Origin of the sequence: Pseudomonas sp. BNK-44-b, from assembly GCF_047456245.1 — a bacterium.
In the GTDB taxonomy this organism is placed as follows: Bacteria; Pseudomonadota; Gammaproteobacteria; order Pseudomonadales; family Pseudomonadaceae; genus Aquipseudomonas; species Aquipseudomonas machongensis.
Genome location: NZ_CP179908.1, coordinates 4900491 through 4916502 on the forward strand (window position 1 = coordinate 4900491; position 16012 = coordinate 4916502).

Here is a 16012-nt window from a genome sequence, read left to right on the forward strand (position 1 = left end):
CGGCTTATCCTCGAATGGCCCAGAAGGCCAGGTTCAGGCCAGGGAACTCGCCAGCGACGTAGAAGGCGAAGCCTCCCGAATGTTGCAACTGCTTCCAGTGCTCGCTGCCGCGGTCGAGTTCGAAATAGGTGGAACCTGCATGGAACGGAATCTGCCGCGGCGCCACCGGCAACGGCAGCAGGCCGATGCCAGGCAACTGCAGATTGACCAGGTCGCGGATGTGCTCCACCGAACCGATCTTGCTCTGCTGGCCGAAGCGGCTGCGCAAGGTCTCGCCCGGCACATCGGCGCGCACCACGAGGATGAAACTGGCGCTGTCCAGCAGGCTGCGATCGGCGAGCATGGCCACGTGCACGCCGTAGGCTTTCTCGACGATCGGAATAGCCACCGCCTTGCTGTCGATCAGCATCGACAGCGCTTCACGCAGCGATGCCATCAGCGGCTGGAAGGTCGCCGCAAGGTCATCGTGCTGGTACACCGGGAAGCTCTCGGGGCGACGCCCCTCGCGGGTGAAGGTGGCGAACTCGCCTGCCAGCGCCACCAGTTCGCTGTACAGCCGCTCGGGGTGCAGCGGGCTGAGCTGGCCGAGGTGCTCGATCAACGGCTGTGCGCGGTTGACCAGTTGCAGCAGCATGAAGTCGGCAATTTCCGAGGCGCCGCCATTGGCCGAGGCCACCACCCGCCCGGCCAGTGCCTCGCCACGCTGGTGCAGCAGCCCCAGCAGCTCGCTCCGAAAATTCGACAGCGGGTTGCTGGCCGCCACATCCAGCAGCGGCGGGATGTAGCTGTCGTCCAGCACCAAGGCCCGGTCGGCACGCTTTTCCCGGATGCGCACCACACCCAGCGCGGCAAAATCGCCCAGGCCATCTTCCTCACGCAGCAAGCGCAGCGCGCGGCCTCCCAGGGCCAGGGGTGCGCGATTCTCGAACGGCGCATTGTCGTCGCGCACTTCGCTGACCCGCGCCACATAGCGCGCGCCGTCCAGCGCCTCGCCTTCGTCGACGGTGTCGCGGGCACCGGCACGCTTGAGCGGCAGGCCCAGGTGAATCACCCCGTCGCGCAGGTCGTCGGGAATTTCCAGAGGCGCCGGTGGCAGGTCATCACGAGGGATATCGAAGGGTGTGCCGTCCGGCAACAGGCCACGGGCACTGAGGATCGCCAGCTTGCCCTGGGCCAGCAGGCCCTGGTCGACCAGCAGCTCGGAAAAGCCCCAGGCCGCGCTCGACAGAGGGCGGCTGCGGGCATCGATGAAGTTTTCCAGATAGCGGTCGTGCTGCTGGAAGTGCTGGGTCGTGATGAACATGCCTTCCGACCAGACCACACGATTGTTCCAGGACATGGGTTCTCCGTTTGCCTAGCGGGCAGGCACAGGTTGTGGGGTGGCCACGGCGCTGCGCACGGCGCGCACATCGAGGCTGATCTGGTAATCGCGAGGCGGTACGGCCAGCACGCTGCGCCACTGCGCACGGTCGATCTCGCGGTAGCCGACCACCAGGCCGACCTGGCGCGTCGCCGGGTTCAGTGGGCGATCCAGCTGCAGTTGACGACCTGGCTGCAGCAGTACTTCGTCCTGGTCGATCAGGTCGGCGCCCAGCGTGGCCTGCGCCCGTTCGGCCAGGGCAAAGTAATCGGCGCGCTCGAAGGCGGCGGCGTTCTTCAGCTCGAAGATGCGCACCCGCACAGGTGCCGGCGTGCCATCGGCACCGGGGTTGAGCCCGGCGGCGGCGCTGAAGTACAGGGTGACGCCTGGCTCTGCCGGCTCAGCGTCGGAGCTCGGCACCACCGACGCATCCTTGCTGCAGGCACTGAGCAGCACGAAGGCCAGGGCTGCCATCAGTCTTGTTGCACTCATCCTCGTCCTCATGACGTATTGGTGTTCTTCCTGCCTTGAGAATCAGCCTCAAGAGCGTTGCAGTCTGGCGTTGTGGGCCTCGTAGGCACGGCTGAACTCGCGGCCGAACAAGTCCTGGAAATCGTCCTGGGCTTCAGCTGATATCTGCCCGTACAGTTCGGTGAACTGCTGCCAGCAATGGGCCTGGCGCGAGCCGCCGAATACCTTCGACAGGCCTGTGGCCGGCGCCAGGCGAGCCTCCAGCCGGGCGGGCTCGAAACGCGTCAGCACGTGCTTGATCGCCGCCTCGACGCCGGCCATGACCGCCAACTGGTGGGCGCGCAGGTCATCGAAACTGTCGCGTACCGCCTGGTCGGCGGGCATGAACGCCTGGTTGCCCTGGCGCAGTAGCAGCAACAGCGCCTCATCGGCGTTGGGGGCGAACTTCAGCGGGTTGTTCTGCACCGGCGCGATGGTGGTCTGCTGCATGCGGAACTCGCCCTTGAGGCTGCTGCGCGCGCGCAGCACGTCGATCAGGCCCTCGACCATCAGGCGGTAGCTGCGGCCCACCGCCTCCATCTGCGCTGCGGCATCGCCAGCGTCAATGCGCAGGTGCTCGATGCCCGCACCGCGCAGGAACGCCTGCAGCAGCGCCTGGTCGGGCGTGGCCTGGGTGGGGGGCGGGACGGGTGCGGGTGCGAGTGCCGGTGCCGGTGCCGGTGCCGGTGCCGGTGCCGGTGCAGCGACAGGTGCAGGCGGTGGAGGCACTGGGGCAACAGGCGCGATCGGCTCTTGCGCAGGCAGGGGGCTGGAGGCCGGGGCCTCGTCGAACAGGTTCCAGTCCGCCGGAATCACCCCCGGGGTGGGTGCGGCAGGCGACACGACGGGCGTTACCGGCGCGGGCGGACGAAAGTCGTGCTGCTGGGCCGGCACATGGTCAGGTTGGCTCGCCGCCGGCACGTTGGCGGGTCCAAGGAAATCGAAGATGTCGGGCAGCGTGTCGTGGCTCGACGCCCCCTGCAGGAAAGCAGCCGGGGCGGGTGCAAGGGGGAGCTCGGAGGGCGTCGCCTGCCCGGCCATCAGCGCCTCGAAGCTCTGTGCGCCAGGCTGGCGACTCTCCTCCAGCGAGAATCCCGAATCGATGCGCGCCTGGATCTCGTACTCGCCAATCCGGATAACTTCGCCATCCATCAAGGGCTCGCTGTTTCCGCGGCGCAAACGCACGCCAGCGTGTACCAACTCCACGCCATTGGTGCTGCTATCGGTCAGGTAATAACGGCCATCTCGAAACTGGATGACACAATGATTCGACGATACCAATCGCTCAGGATCCGGCAATACCCAATCATTGTCCGGACTTCGCCCGATGGTGACGGCACCAGTCTCCACAAGCATCTCCGCACGCTGGCCCGGAGTAATCTTGTGATAACTAGTGATAGTAAGGCAAAGTGCCATCACGCCTCCTGCATATAATGTGTATCGTGATTCCATTCAAATGAGTGGATAGCGAAAACCGCCAATAAATCCTTCAAAAACAACGAGTTAGACAGCTCATATAGCCGCTTTATCGCGACATATCGGCGAATTTAACCACAGCAGCAAGGCACATTAATGGCATCCGACAGATGGGCCTTCAAAGCTGCAAACTCGGTCACACCTCCACTCGGGGGCGGGTAGCTTACCTTGACAGCATTTTGGAAATAAACCATAAATGCGCAACTTTGGAGCCTGCCACTGATATCACACTGACATCAACCGCCCGTTCCTCTACAAGTTTTTGTGCGCCAGTTCACATTTGCAACTTCGCGCAACTAAAGCCCCGCCACGGGCCGATATGGAGATCGATTCCTGGTGAACTCGCCGCTGCTGCTCGCCGCTATTTCCGATGACTTCCCATGCGGTGAAGATCTCGAATACGACGCGGACTTCCTGCAACTCGAACGCGATGCCCAAGGGCGTCCGGAGCGGGTCATGGGCGATGCGGTACAACCTGCCGAACCGCCGCAGTGGCGCACCATCGAGCAGACCTGCACCGACCTTCTGCAACGCAGCAAGGACCTGCGCATCACCCACTTCCTGGTGCAGTCCAAACTCGCATTGCAAGGCTTCGTCGGCCTGGCCGCCAGCCTGGAACTGATCCGCGACCTGCTCGGCGAATACTGGCTGCACCTGCATCCGCAACTCGACGCCTCCGACGACAACGACCCGACAGTGCGTGTCAACGCCCTGTCCGGCCTGACCTGCGACGCCAACATCGCCCTGCTGCGCGAAGCCGTGCTGGCACGCTCGCGCGCCTTCGGCCCGGTCACCTTGCGCGCGGCCCTGCACGCCGCCGGCCTGCAGCACTTCGCCAGCGAAGACCTGAGCGTCGAAGCGCTGGCCGCTGCGCTGCGTGATGCCGACCCCGATGAGCTCGAACAGACTCGCCAAGCCCTGAGCCTGGCTCGCGAGGCCTGCGAAGCGATCGAGCGCCGGGTCAGCGACCAGGTCGGTTCGGCCAGCGGCGTCGACCTGTCGGCACTCAAGCAACCGCTGCGCCTGGCACAGCAGGTACTGGCCGACTACGCCCCCGGCGGCTCGCCGCCAGCCGCCGAGAACAGCGAAGCGCCGCAGGAAGATTTCCAGAACGACCATTCGACGTCCGCCGCCGCAGTGCCAGCCGCTCGTGCCGCTGCACGCCCCGGCGAGATCAACAACCGCGACGACGTTCAGCAAAGCCTCGAGCGCCTGCTCCAGTACTACGCCCGCCACGAGCCTTCCAGCCCGTTGCCGGTGCTGTTGCGCCGGGCCAAGAACCTGGTCAACGCCGATTTCGCGACCATCGTGCGCGACCTGATTCCCGAGGGCCTTTCGCAGTTCGAGAACCTGCGCGGGCCCCAGGACGACTGATACCACCGACAGCCGCAACGAACGACAGCGCCCCCAGCGGCGACCAGGAGGAACCACGTGGCCAAAGACAGCTCCCAGAAATTCATCGCGCGCAACCGCGCGCCGCGAGTGCAGATCGAGTACGACGTCGAACTGTATGGTGCCGAGAAGAAGGTACAGCTGCCCTTCGTCATGGGCGTGCTCTCCGACCTCGCCGGCAAGCCGGCCGAACCACTGCCCGCCGTGGCCGACCGCAAGTTCCTGGAAGTCGATGTCGACAATTTCGACTCCCGCCTCAAGGCCATGAAGCCACGGGTGGCATTCAACGTCCCCAACGAGCTGACCGGCGAAGGCAACCTGAGCCTGGACATCACCTTCGAGAGCATGGACGACTTCAGCCCGGCCGCCGTGGCGCGCAAGGTCGATGCCCTGAACCAGCTGCTCGAGGCGCGCACCCAACTGGCCAACCTGCTGACCTACATGGACGGCAAGACCGGTGCCGAGGACATCATCCTCAAGGCCATCAAGGACCCTGCCCTGCTGCAGGCCCTGGCCAGCGCCCCGAAACCTTCCGATAACGAGCCGAGCGCCTGAGGAGCCCGCTATGACCGATCCGTTGCGCGATACCCAGGCCCAGCCGGCCACCACCGAGCAGGCCAGCGAATTCGCCAACCTGCTGCTGCAGGAATTCAAACCCAAGACCGAGCGCGCCAAGGAAGCCGTCGAAAGCGCCGTGCGCACCCTGGCCGAACAGGCCCTGGCGCAGACCAACCTGGTCTCCAACGATGCCATCGGTTCGATCGAACAGATCATCGCCGCCATCGACGCCAAGCTCACCGCACAGGTCAACCAGATCATCCACCACGATGACTTCCAGCAGCTGGAAAGCGCCTGGCGCGGCCTGCACTACCTGGTCAACAACACCGAGAGCGACGAGCAGCTGAAGATCCGCGTGCTCAACATCTCCAAGACCGACCTGCACAAGACCCTGAAGAAATTCAAGGGCACCGCCTGGGACCAGAGCCCGGTGTTCAAGAAGCTCTACGAAGAGGAATACGGTCAGTTCGGCGGCGAGCCCTATGGCTGCCTGGTGGGCGACTACTACTTCGATCAGTCGCCGCCCGATGTCGAGTTGCTGGGCGAGATGTCCAAGGTCTGTGCGTCGATGCATGCGCCGTTCATTGCCGCTGCATCGCCAACGGTGATGGGCATGGGCTCGTGGCAGGAGCTGTCCAACCCGCGTGACCTGACCAAGATCTTCACCACTCCGGAGTACGCCGGCTGGCGTTCGCTGCGCGAATCGGAAGACTCGCGCTACATCGGCCTGACCATGCCACGCTTCCTGGCCCGCCTGCCCTATGGCGCCAAGACCGACCCGGTCGAGGCCTTCGCCTTCGAGGAAGATACCGACGGCGCCGACAGCAGCAAGTACACCTGGGCCAACGCTGCCTACGCCATGGCGGTCAACATCAACCGCTCGTTCAAGCACTACGGCTGGTGCTCGCGCATCCGCGGCGTCGAATCGGGCGGTGAAGTGCAGGATCTGCCAGGCGCACACCTTCCCCACCGACGACGGTGGCGTGGACATGAAGTGCCCGACCGAAATCGCCATTTCCGACCGCCGCGAGGCGGAGCTGGCGAAGAACGGCTTCATGCCACTGCTGCACAAGAAGAACACCGACTTCGCTGCCTTCATCGGCGCGCAGTCCTTGCAGAAGCCGGCCGAGTACGACGACCCGGACGCCACCGCCAACGCCAACCTGGCTGCCCGCCTGCCGTACCTGTTCGCCACCTGCCGCTTCGCCCATTACCTGAAGTGCATCGTTCGCGACAAGATCGGCTCGTTCAAGGAAAAGGACGAGATGCAGCGCTGGCTGCAGGACTGGATCCTGAACTACGTCGATGGCGACCCGGCGCACTCCAGCGAAACCACCAAGGCACAGCACCCGTTGGCGGCGGCTGAAGTGGTGGTGGAAGAAGTCGAGGGCAACCCTGGCTACTACAACTCGCGCTTCTACCTGCGCCCGCACTACCAGCTCGAAGGGCTGACCGTGTCATTGCGTCTGGTCTCGAAGCTGCCTTCGGCCAAAGGCGCCTGAGCCTGAACCGGGGCTGCTGCGCGCCCCATCGCGGGGCAAGCCCGCTCCTACAAGGACCGCGCCGCCCCTCAGAGCGGTGCGATCCCTGCAGGAGCGGGCTCACCCCGCGATGGGGCGCGCAGCAGCCCCGATAGAACTGCCAACCGACGCGAAATACCGAGGACATCATGGCTGTAGATATTTTCATCAAGATCGGCGACATCAAGGGCGAGTCCGCAGACAAGACCCACAAGGAAGAAATCGACGTGCTGAACTGGAGCTGGGGCATGTCCCAGTCCGGCAACATGCACATGGGCGGAGGCGGCGGTGCCGGCAAGGTCAACATCCAGGACCTGTCGATCACCAAGTACGTCGACAAGTCCAGCCCCAACCTGATGGCCCACTGCTCCAGCGGCAAGCACATCGACAAGGTCAAGCTGACCGTGCGCAAGGCCGGTGGCGAGAGCCAGGTTGAGTACCTGATCATCAACCTCGAAGAAGTGATCATCAGCTCGCTGAGCACCGGCGGCTCGGGCAGCGATGACCGCCTGACCGAAAACGTCACCCTGAACTTCGCCAAGGTCACCGTGGACTACCAGCCACAGAAAGCCGACGGTACCAAGGATGGCGGCGCCATCAAGTACGGCTGGAACGTGCGTCAGAACGTCAAGATCTGATAGCGCTGGCGACTGTTTCGCGGGCAAGTCGCAGCTGCGGCTTGCCCGCGAAGCAGTCGCCACGACCCCGAACCCTTGAAGGAACCCGACCGTGGTAGCCGACATCGCCGCCCGTGACCGCCTGCAACCCTCGCTGCTGGATCGTCTGACCGACGATGATCCCGGCAACCCGCAGGAAGCCCCGGACAAGCGCGTGCTGTCGCTGCAGCAGCTCAAGGCATCGGTACTGCGCGACCTGGCCTGGCTGCTCAACACCACGTCGCTGCTCGACAGCACCAGCACCTTGAACACTCCCGCAGGCAACTCGGTGGTCAACTACGGCCTGCCCGCCCTGGCCGGCAACTGCGCCTCGAACATCGACCTGCTGGCCCTGGAGCGCATCATCCACCAGGCCATTTCCACCTACGAACCGCGCATCCTGGCCCACACCCTCAAGGTGCGCGCCATGGTCGCCCCCGGCGAGATGAACGCCAACGCCCTGAGCTTCGAGATCGAAGGTGATCTCTGGGCCCAGCCTGCGGCGCTGCCACTACTGCTGCAGACCGACCTGGACCTGGAGTCCGGACAAGTGCACGTAGCCCCCGCCGAACGCAGGAGACGCGCATGAACCCGCGCCTGCTCGACCTGTACAACCAGGAACTGCGGCACATCCGCGAAAGCGCGGCGGAGTTCTCCCGCGAGTACCCGAAGATCGCTGGGCGCCTGACCTTGTCCGGCATCGACTGTGCCGACCCGTACGTCGAGCGCCTGCTCGAAGGTTTCGCCTATCTCACCGCGCGCGTGCAGCTCAAGCTCGACGCCGAGTACCCGACCTTCACCCACAACCTGCTGGAAATCGCCTACCCGCACTACCTGGCGCCGACGCCCTCGATGACCGTGGTGCAGCTGCAGACCGATCCTGACGAAGGTTCGCTCAGCGCCGGTTTCCCGCTGCCACGCGGCAGCGTATTGCGCGCCAACCTTGGCCGCGACTCGCAGACCCCGTGCGAGTTTCGCAGCACCCAGGACGTCACCCTGTGGCCGCTGCAGGTGGCCCGCGCCGAATATTTCGGCAACCCTGGCACCGTGCTCGGCCGCCTCGCCGCCAGCGAACCCAAGGCCCGCGCCGCATTGCGGCTGACACTGCGCAGCGGTGCCGAGATCCCGTTCTCGAGCCTGCCGCTGACGCACCTGCCGCTGTACCTCAACGGCGCCGACGAAACGCCCTACCGTCTCTACGAACAACTGCTGGGCAGCGCCTGTGCAGTGTTCGCCCGCCAGCCCGGCGCTGATTGGGTCGAGCGCATCCCGCTGGAGCACGCCCTGCGCCCCTGCGGTTTCGATGACAGCGAAGCGGCATTGCCGGTGGTGCCGCAGGCGTTCCAGGGCTACCGACTGCTGCAGGAATACTTTGCCCTGCCACAACGTTTTCTGTTCGTCGATTTCGCGGGCCTGGAACGGGCAGTCAAGCGCTGCAACGGCCAGGAGCTGGAGCTGCTGGTGCTGTTCGAGCGTTTCGACTCGGCGCTGGAAAGCAGCGTCGGCGCCGAGCGCCTGGTGCCCTTCTGTACCCCGGCGATCAACCTGTTCCCCCGCCGCGTCGACCGCATCCACCTGACCGATAAGGTCAACGAACACCATGTGATCGCCGACCGTACCCGCCCCACCGACTTCGAGATCCACTCGCTGCAGCGCGTCACCGGCCACGGCACCGGTGCAGACCAGGAGTTCCTGCCCTTCTACGCCGTGCGTGACTCCGCGCGCTATGGCCGCGATCAGGCCTACTACATCGTACGCCGCGAGCAGCGTGTGCTGTCGAGCGAACAGCGGCGCAACGGCACGCGCTCAAGCTACATGGGCAGCGAAACCTTCATCAGCCTGGTCGATGGCCAACAGGCGCCACACCGCCACGACCTGCGCCAGCTGGGCATCAGCGCGCTGTGCAGCAACCGCGACCTGCCGCTGTTCATGAGCGTCGGCGATGGGCGCAGCGACTTCAGCCTCGCCGACAGCGCACCCGTGTCTGCAGTGCGCTGCCTGGCCGGGCCCAGCCGACCCAAAGCCAGCCATGCCCATGACAACCGCGCCTGGCGCCTGATCAGCCAACTGTCGCTGAACTACCTGTCGCTGGCCGAGCAAGGCCAGGGGGCTGCCGCCCTGCGCGAGCTGCTGCGCCTGTACGGCGACAGCCAGGACAGTGCACTGCACCTGCAGATCGACGGCCTGCGCGAGGTCAGCAGCAAGCCCTGCACCCGACGCCTGCCGATGCCCGGCCCGATCGTTTTTGGCCGTGGCCTGGAAATTACCCTGGAATTCGACGAGAACGCCTTCCGCGGCACCGGCGTATTCCTGCTCGGCGCGGTGTTCGAACGCTTCCTGACCCGCTACGTGTCCATCAACAGCTTCACCGAAACCGTGCTGCGCACCAGCGAGCGCGGCGAGATCATGCGATGGAAAGCCAAGCCCGGACGCAGGCCGACCCTGTGAACATACTCGAGGCCATGCAGGCCGAACCCTGGGAGTTCGACTTCTTCCAGGCGCTGCGTCGCCTCGAGGCCGAGCACCCCGAGCTGCCTCGCTTCGGTCACGCCCAGCGCCTGGCCGATGAGCCGGTGCGCCTGGGCCAGCGCCTGGATTGCAGCTTCGCCCCGGCCACCCTGGCCTCGGTAACGCAAGACGGCGAAGGGCCGGCGCGCCTGGAACAGTTCTTCTTCGGCCTCGGCGGCCCCAACGGACCGCTGCCGTTGCATCTGACCGAGTACATGCGCGAACGCCAGCGCAACCACGCCGACCACACCAGCAAGCGCTTCCTCGACATCTTCCATCACCGCCTGCTGAGCCTGTTCTACCGTGCCTGGGCCGAAGCGCGGCCAACCGTCAGCCACGACCGCCCCGGCGATGACTACTGGGCCGCGCGTCTGGCGGCCCTGAGCGGGCGCGGCCAGCCCGAGCTGCAAGACCAGGGTCCGCTGCCGCATACCGCCAAGCTGCACTACTCCGGCCACCTCGCCGCACAGACGCGCTATCCCGACGGGCTGGCCAGCATCCTGGCGAGCTATTTCGGCGTGCCAGTGCGCATCGAGGAGTACGTCGGCCAATGGCTGGAACTGCCCGAGCGCAGCCGCCTCGGCGTGCACGCCAACCGCCTGGGCATGGACCTGTGCCTGGGCCGCTACGTCTGGGATCGCCAGCACAAGTTCCGCCTGTGCCTCGGCCCGCTGACGCTGGAGCAATACCACGCGCTGCTGCCGGGCGGGCAGGCGTTCATCGAACTGGCGGCCTGGGTCGCCGAGTACCAGGGCCACGAACTGGACTGGGACCTGAACCTCATTCTCGCGCGCGAGCACGTGCCCGCGCTGGAACTCGATGCCGGCAGGCGCCTGGGTTTCGACACCTGGCTCGGCCGTCCACAACACGATGCCAACGACCTCAAGCTCGCTCGCTACTACGCCGCGCAGCCGGTCCAACCGTCTTGCACAAGGAGTCAGGAACATGGGTGAAATCAGCCGCGCCGCGCTGTTCGGCAAACTCAACAGCGTCGCCTACAAGGCCATCGAAGCCGCCACGGTGTTCTGCAAGCTGCGCGGCAACCCCTACGTGGAGCTGGTGCACTGGTTGCACCAGTTGCTGCAATTGCAGGACAGCGACCTGCACCGTATCGTGCGCCAGTTCAACGTCGAGCCGGCGCGCCTGGCCCGCGACCTGACCGACGCCCTCGACCGCCTGCCGCGGGGCTCCACCTCGATCACCGACCTGTCCTCGCAGGTCGAAGAGGCAGTGGAACGCGGTTGGGTCTACGGCAGCCTGATGTTTGGCGAGAGCCAGGTGCGCACCGGCTACCTGCTGGTCGGCATCCTCAAGACCCCGAGCCTGCGCAATGCCCTGCTGGGTCTGTCGAGCGAGTTCGCCAAGCTCAAGGTCGAGGCCCTGAGTGAACGTTTCGACGAGTACGTCGGCGACTCCCCCGAGAACAATCTGGCCGCCAGCGACGGCTTCACCGCGGCAGCGCCGGGCGAAGCCAGCGGCGCCGTGGCCCCCGCGGCGATGGGCAAGCAGGAAGCACTCAAGCGCTTCACCGTCGACCTGACCGAACAGGCGCGCAGTGGCAAGCTCGACCCGATCGTGGGCCGCGACGAAGAGATCCGCCAACTGGTCGACATCCTCATGCGTCGCCGCCAGAACAACCCGATCCTCACCGGCGAAGCGGGCGTCGGCAAAACCGCTGTCGTCGAGGGCTTCGCCTTGCGCATCGTTGCCGGCGACGTACCGCCTGCGCTCAAGGACGTCGAGTTGCGCAGCCTGGATGTCGGCCTGCTGCAAGCCGGCGCCAGCATGAAGGGTGAGTTCGAGCAGCGTCTGCGCCAGGTCATCGAGGACGTCCAGGCCTCGCCCAAGCCCATCATCCTGTTCATCGACGAAGCCCACACCCTGGTCGGTGCCGGTGGCGCTGCCGGGACCGGCGATGCCGCCAACCTGCTCAAGCCGGCACTGGCCCGCGGCAGCCTGCGCACCGTGGCCGCGACCACCTGGGCCGAGTACAAGAAACACATCGAGAAGGACCCGGCACTGACCCGCCGCTTCCAGGTGGTGCAGGTCGATGAGCCGAGCGAGCCAAAGGCGCTGCTGATGATGCGCGGCGTGGCCTCGACCATGGAGAAGCACCATCAGGTGCAGATCCTCGACGAAGCGCTGGAAGCCGCGGTCAAGCTGTCGCACCGCTACATCCCTGCACGCCAACTACCGGACAAGTCGGTGAGCTTGCTCGATACCGCCTGCGCACGCGTGGCCATCAGCCTGCATGCAGTGCCGGCAGAGGTCGATGACAGCCGTCGGCGTATCGAGGCGCTGGAAGTCGAGCTGCAGATCATCGCCCGCGAAGCCGCCATTGGCGTCGCCACCGAGCAACGCCAGACACAGGCCGACACGCTGTTGACCGAAGAGCGTCAGCGCCTGCTCGAGCTGGAAGGCCGCTGGGCCGAAGAAAAGACCCTGGTCGACGAACTGCTGGCCACCCGCGCCCAGTTGCGTGAGCAGGTCGGGGTGGTCGATCAGGAGGTCGATGCCCAAGGCAGCCATGAGCTGCGCGAGCGACTCGTCGACTTGCAGCAGCGCCTGAGCGCCCTGCAAGGCGAAAGCCCGCTGATCCTCCCGACCGTCGACTACCAGGCCGTGGCCTCTGTGGTTGCCGACTGGACCGGCATTCCGGTGGGGCGCATGGCACGCAACGAGATCGAGACGGTGCTCAACCTCGACAGTCACTTGGGCAAGCGCATCATCGGCCAGGACCACGCCCTGAAGATGATCGCCAAGCGTATCCAGACCTCCCGCGCCGGCCTCGACAACCCCAACAAACCCATTGGCGTGTTCATGCTTGCCGGCACCTCGGGTGTGGGCAAGACCGAGACCGCCCTGGCGCTGGCCGAGGCCATGTATGGCGGCGAGCAGAACCTGATCACCATCAACATGAGCGAGTTCCAAGAAGCGCACACCGTCTCCACCCTCAAGGGCGCACCGCCCGGCTATGTCGGCTACGGCGAAGGTGGCGTGCTGACCGAGGCCGTGCGCCGTCGCCCCTACAGCGTGGTGCTGCTCGACGAGGTGGAAAAGGCCCACCCTGACGTACACGAGATCTTCTTCCAGGTGTTCGACAAGGGCGTGATGGAAGATGGCGAGGGGCGCCAGATCGATTTTCGCAACACCCTGATCCTGCTCACCACCAATGCCGGCACCGAGCTGATCGCCGACATCTGCAAGGACCCGCAGACCTTGCCCGAACCGGATGCGGTCGCCACCTTGCTGCGCAAGCCGCTGCTGGAAATCTTCCCGCCCGCGCTGCTCGGTCGCCTGGTGACCATCCCCTACTACCCGCTCAGCGACGCCATGCTCAAGGCCATCACCCGCCTGCAACTGGAGCGCATCCGCAAGCGCGTGGAGGCTACGCACAAGGTCGGCTTCGCCTACGACGACGCGGTGGTGGACCTGATCGTCTCGCGCTGCACCGAGACCGAGAGCGGCGGGCGGATGATCGATGCGATCCTGACCAACGGCCTGCTGCCGGACATGAGCCGCGAGTTCCTCACCCGTCTGCTCGAAGGCAAGCCGCTGGCCAGCGTCAGCATCGGCGCGCGCGACAACGAACTGCACTATGACTTCAGCGCGGCCTGAGTCTCGCGCATACAGGAACATCCATGCTGTTCACGCAACTGACGCGCCTGGCGCAGATCAACAGCCCCCTGGGGCCGAACGTGCTGATCCTCAGCGAGATGGGCGGCAGCGAGGAACTCGGCCGCCTGTTCGACTATGAGCTGCAGCTGACCAGCGACGATCCGGCCATCGACCTCAACCAGCTGCTGGGCAAACCCATGAGCCTGTCGCTGCAATTGAGCGGCATGGCTTCGCGTCACTTCCACGGCATCGTCGCGCGCTGCAGCCAGTCGGTCGATCGCGGGCAGTTCGCCAGCTACCGCGTCACCCTGCGGCCTTGGCTGTGGCTGCTGACGCGCACCAGCGATTGCCGGATCTTCCAGCACCTGAGTGCACCGCAGATCATCAAGCAGGTATTCCGCGACCTGGGCTTTTCGGACTTCGAGGATGCCCTGAGCCGCAGCTATCGCGAGCGCGAGTACTGCGTGCAATACCGCGAGACCAGCTTCGACTTCGTCAGCCGGCTGATGGAAGAAGAAGGCATCTACTACTTCTTCCGCCATGAGGAGGCGCGTCACGTCCTGGTGCTGGCCGACGCCTATGGCGCACACCAGAAGGCGCCGGGCTACGAGTCGGTGCCGTTCTATCCGCCCGATGGCCAGCACCGCGAGCGCGACCACATCAACGACTGGCACCTCGCGCAAGAGGTGCAGTCCGGCTCGATGGAACTCAACGACTACGACTTCCAGCGGCCCAGCGCGCGCATCGATGTGCGCTCGGCCATGCCACGCCCGCACCAGGCCGGCGACTACCCGCTGTACGACTACCCCGGCGCCTATGAGCAGACCCAGGATGGCGAGCACTATGCGCGCACCCGTCTCGAGTCGCTGCAGAGCCTGCATGAACGCGTGGAGCTGCGCGGCAACGCCCGTGGTCTTGGCAGTGGTCACCTGTTCAGCCTCAGCGGCTTCTCCCGCCAGGATCAGAACCGCGAGTACCTGATCGTCGCCGCCCGCTACTACGTGGTGCAGGAGCGCCTGGAAACCGGCGGCGGCAGCGGCTCGGCGCAGTTCGAGAGCAACCTGAGCTGCATCGACGCCCAGCAGAGCTACCGGCCGGTATCGAGCACCCTGCGCCCGCTGGTCAAGGGCCCGCAGACTGCCGTGGTGGTTGGCCCGGCCGGCGAGGAGATCTGGACCGACCAGTACGGTCGGGTGAAGGTGCACTTCCACTGGGACCGCCACGACCAGTCCAACGAGAACAGCTCGTGCTGGATCCGCGTATCCCAGGCCTGGGCCGGGAAGAACTGGGGCTCGATGCAGATCCCGCGGATCGGCCAGGAAGTGATCGTCAGCTTCCTCGAAGGCGACCCCGACCGGCCGATCATCACTGGCCGGGTGTACAACGCCGAGCAGGCCGTGCCCTACGATCTGCCCGGCAACGCCACCCAGAGCGGCATGAAGAGCCGCTCGAGCAAAGGCGGCAGCCCGGCCAACTTCAACGAGATCCGTATGGAAGACAAGCGCGGGCAGGAGCAGTTGTATGTGCATGCCGAGCGCAACATGGACACGGTGGTGGAGCAGAATGAGACGTTGTCGGTGGGCGCCAGTCGAGTGCAGACCGTCGGCATGCTGGAAACCATCACCATCGGCCAAGACCGCATCCGGGCGGTGCGCCGTGACGACATGCTGATGGTCGGGGCGAGCAAGACCGACAGCGTCAGCACCAGCTACCTGATCGAAGTCGGCGAGAACCTGCGCCTGGTCTGCGGCAAGAGCGTGATCGAGCTCAACGCCAGCGGCCAGATCAACATCAGTTGCGAGCAGTTCAGCTTTCACGCCAGCAAGGATGGGGAAATCAACACGGACGGCACCCTCGACCTGAACGTCGGAAGCGGCGCACAGACTGCGCCGGACAAACAAGGGGTGAAGAAGACCATCGATGACGCGGTGAAAGCGCTTTTCCCGAATACAGGCAAGTAACGAGAACGACCATGAGCTACCGCCTCAACGAATTCCGTCTGGTCCTGCCCGACGCCGACGTACGCGATACCAGCATCAATATCCTGCGCTTCGAAGCCCTGGGCACTTCGCTGATCGTCAGCCGCAGCCTACTCGCCGAAGGCGAGACCCTGCAGAGCAACTTCGATGGCCAGTTGCAGCGCCTGCAACAACAGGTCAAGGACCTGCAATTTCAGCCGGCCCAGGCGCTTCGGGTAGGCACAGCGCAGGACATCGACGCTATCGAGTTGAGCAGTCAGTTCAGCAAGGGCCAGGAGAAGGTCTACCAGTATCAGCTCGCCCTGGTATTGCCCGGCACACGCAAGATGTTCGCGCTGAGCTACGTCAAGCCCACGCCGCTGGGGGCAGCGGAAGCGGCGCACTGGGCACGTCTGAAGCAGTCACTCGAATTCGACAACCTCGGTTGACCTGACC

Annotated in this window: 12 protein-coding genes and 1 pseudogene; 10 read left to right on the plus strand and 3 right to left on the minus strand. The window is 65.2% G+C overall.

Going from position 1 to position 16012, the window contains the following annotated elements:
* Nucleotides 1-4: 4 nt before the first annotated feature.
* From tssK to tagH, 3 genes are read right to left on the minus strand one after another with little or no spacing between them, the layout of a single operon-like run.
* On the minus strand, nt 5-1339 hold the full coding sequence (tssK, locus tag ACMGGG_RS22285; protein ID WP_054891233.1) for a type VI secretion system baseplate subunit TssK: 1335 nt from the start codon (nt 1337-1339) through the stop codon (nt 5-7).
* Between the two features lie 15 nt (nt 1340-1354).
* The gene (gene tssJ / locus ACMGGG_RS22290) at nt 1355-1852 is read right to left on the minus strand and encodes a type VI secretion system lipoprotein TssJ (RefSeq protein WP_054891232.1); all 498 of its coding nucleotides are present in this window, start codon (nt 1850-1852) and stop codon (nt 1355-1357) included.
* A gap of 48 nt (nt 1853-1900) precedes the next feature.
* Complete coding sequence (gene tagH, locus ACMGGG_RS22295; RefSeq protein WP_414154445.1) at nt 1901-3286, minus strand: type VI secretion system-associated FHA domain protein TagH; 1386 nt, start codon at nt 3284-3286, stop codon at nt 1901-1903.
* Nucleotides 3287-3682: 396 nt separating this feature from the next.
* Here tagH and tssA point away from each other — a divergent pair, with 396 nt between their 5' ends.
* From tssA to ACMGGG_RS22345, 10 genes and pseudogenes are all read left to right on the plus strand, one after another.
* Nucleotides 3683-4720, plus strand: coding sequence for a type VI secretion system protein TssA (tssA, locus tag ACMGGG_RS22300; protein ID WP_054891230.1), 1038 nt, complete (start codon nt 3683-3685; stop codon nt 4718-4720).
* A gap of 57 nt (nt 4721-4777) precedes the next feature.
* Nucleotides 4778-5293 carry a type VI secretion system contractile sheath small subunit gene (tssB, locus tag ACMGGG_RS22305; protein WP_054891229.1) on the plus strand — a complete coding sequence of 172 codons (516 nt, stop codon included), beginning with the start codon at nt 4778-4780 and terminating at the stop codon, nt 5291-5293.
* A gap of 10 nt (nt 5294-5303) precedes the next feature.
* Nucleotides 5304-6798 (plus strand): annotated as a pseudogene (gene tssC, locus ACMGGG_RS22310) (type VI secretion system contractile sheath large subunit).
* Nucleotides 6799-6965: 167 nt separating this feature from the next.
* Entirely contained in the window at nt 6966-7454 is a 489-nt protein-coding gene (locus ACMGGG_RS22315; RefSeq protein ID WP_054891227.1) for an Hcp family type VI secretion system effector, read from the plus strand.
* Between the two features lie 91 nt (nt 7455-7545).
* A complete protein-coding gene (gene tssE, locus ACMGGG_RS22320) occupies nt 7546-8061 on the plus strand; it encodes a type VI secretion system baseplate subunit TssE (RefSeq protein WP_063541559.1) in 516 nt (171 codons plus the stop codon).
* Entirely contained in the window at nt 8058-9920 is a 1863-nt protein-coding gene (gene tssF, locus ACMGGG_RS22325; protein ID WP_414154446.1) for a type VI secretion system baseplate subunit TssF, read from the plus strand. Before tssE ends, tssF begins: the two co-directional genes overlap by 4 nt.
* A complete protein-coding gene (gene tssG / locus ACMGGG_RS22330) occupies nt 9884-10933 on the plus strand; it encodes a type VI secretion system baseplate subunit TssG (RefSeq protein ID WP_065863923.1) in 1050 nt (349 codons plus the stop codon). The genes tssF and tssG overlap by 37 nt, the downstream gene beginning before the upstream one ends.
* Nucleotides 10926-13598 (plus strand): type VI secretion system ATPase TssH, encoded by a 2673-nt coding sequence (gene tssH, locus ACMGGG_RS22335; protein ID WP_063541561.1) that lies wholly within the window; start codon nt 10926-10928, stop codon nt 13596-13598. The genes tssG and tssH overlap by 8 nt, the downstream gene beginning before the upstream one ends.
* A gap of 23 nt (nt 13599-13621) precedes the next feature.
* Nucleotides 13622-15559, plus strand: a complete 1938-nt coding sequence (locus ACMGGG_RS22340; RefSeq protein ID WP_063541563.1) for a type VI secretion system Vgr family protein — start codon at nt 13622-13624, stop codon at nt 15557-15559.
* Nucleotides 15560-15570: 11 nt separating this feature from the next.
* Nucleotides 15571-16005 carry a DcrB-related protein gene (locus ACMGGG_RS22345; protein WP_063541565.1) on the plus strand — a complete coding sequence of 145 codons (435 nt, stop codon included), beginning with the start codon at nt 15571-15573 and terminating at the stop codon, nt 16003-16005.
* The last annotated feature ends 7 nt before the right edge of the window (nt 16006-16012 follow it).

What these genes read in the sequence shown, in the direction of transcription:
- ACMGGG_RS22345 (WP_063541565.1), top strand. Translation starts at nt 15,571, where the DNA reads ATGAGCTACCGCCTCAACGAATTCCGTCTGGTCCTGCCCGACGCCGAC.
- tssJ (WP_054891232.1), bottom strand. Translation starts at nt 1,852, where the DNA reads ATGAGTGCAACAAGACTGATGGCAGCCCTGGCCTTCGTGCTGCTCAGT.
- tagH (WP_414154445.1), bottom strand. Translation starts at nt 3,286, where the DNA reads ATGGCACTTTGCCTTACTATCACTAGTTATCACAAGATTACTCCGGGC.
- ACMGGG_RS22340 (WP_063541563.1), top strand. Translation starts at nt 13,622, where the DNA reads ATGCTGTTCACGCAACTGACGCGCCTGGCGCAGATCAACAGCCCCCTG.
- tssG (WP_065863923.1), top strand. Translation starts at nt 9,884, where the DNA reads ATGGAAAGCCAAGCCCGGACGCAGGCCGACCCTGTGAACATACTCGAG.
- tssK (WP_054891233.1), bottom strand. Translation starts at nt 1,339, where the DNA reads ATGTCCTGGAACAATCGTGTGGTCTGGTCGGAAGGCATGTTCATCACG.
- tssF (WP_414154446.1), top strand. Translation starts at nt 8,058, where the DNA reads ATGAACCCGCGCCTGCTCGACCTGTACAACCAGGAACTGCGGCACATC.
- tssH (WP_063541561.1), top strand. Translation starts at nt 10,926, where the DNA reads ATGGGTGAAATCAGCCGCGCCGCGCTGTTCGGCAAACTCAACAGCGTC.
- ACMGGG_RS22315 (WP_054891227.1), top strand. Translation starts at nt 6,966, where the DNA reads ATGGCTGTAGATATTTTCATCAAGATCGGCGACATCAAGGGCGAGTCC.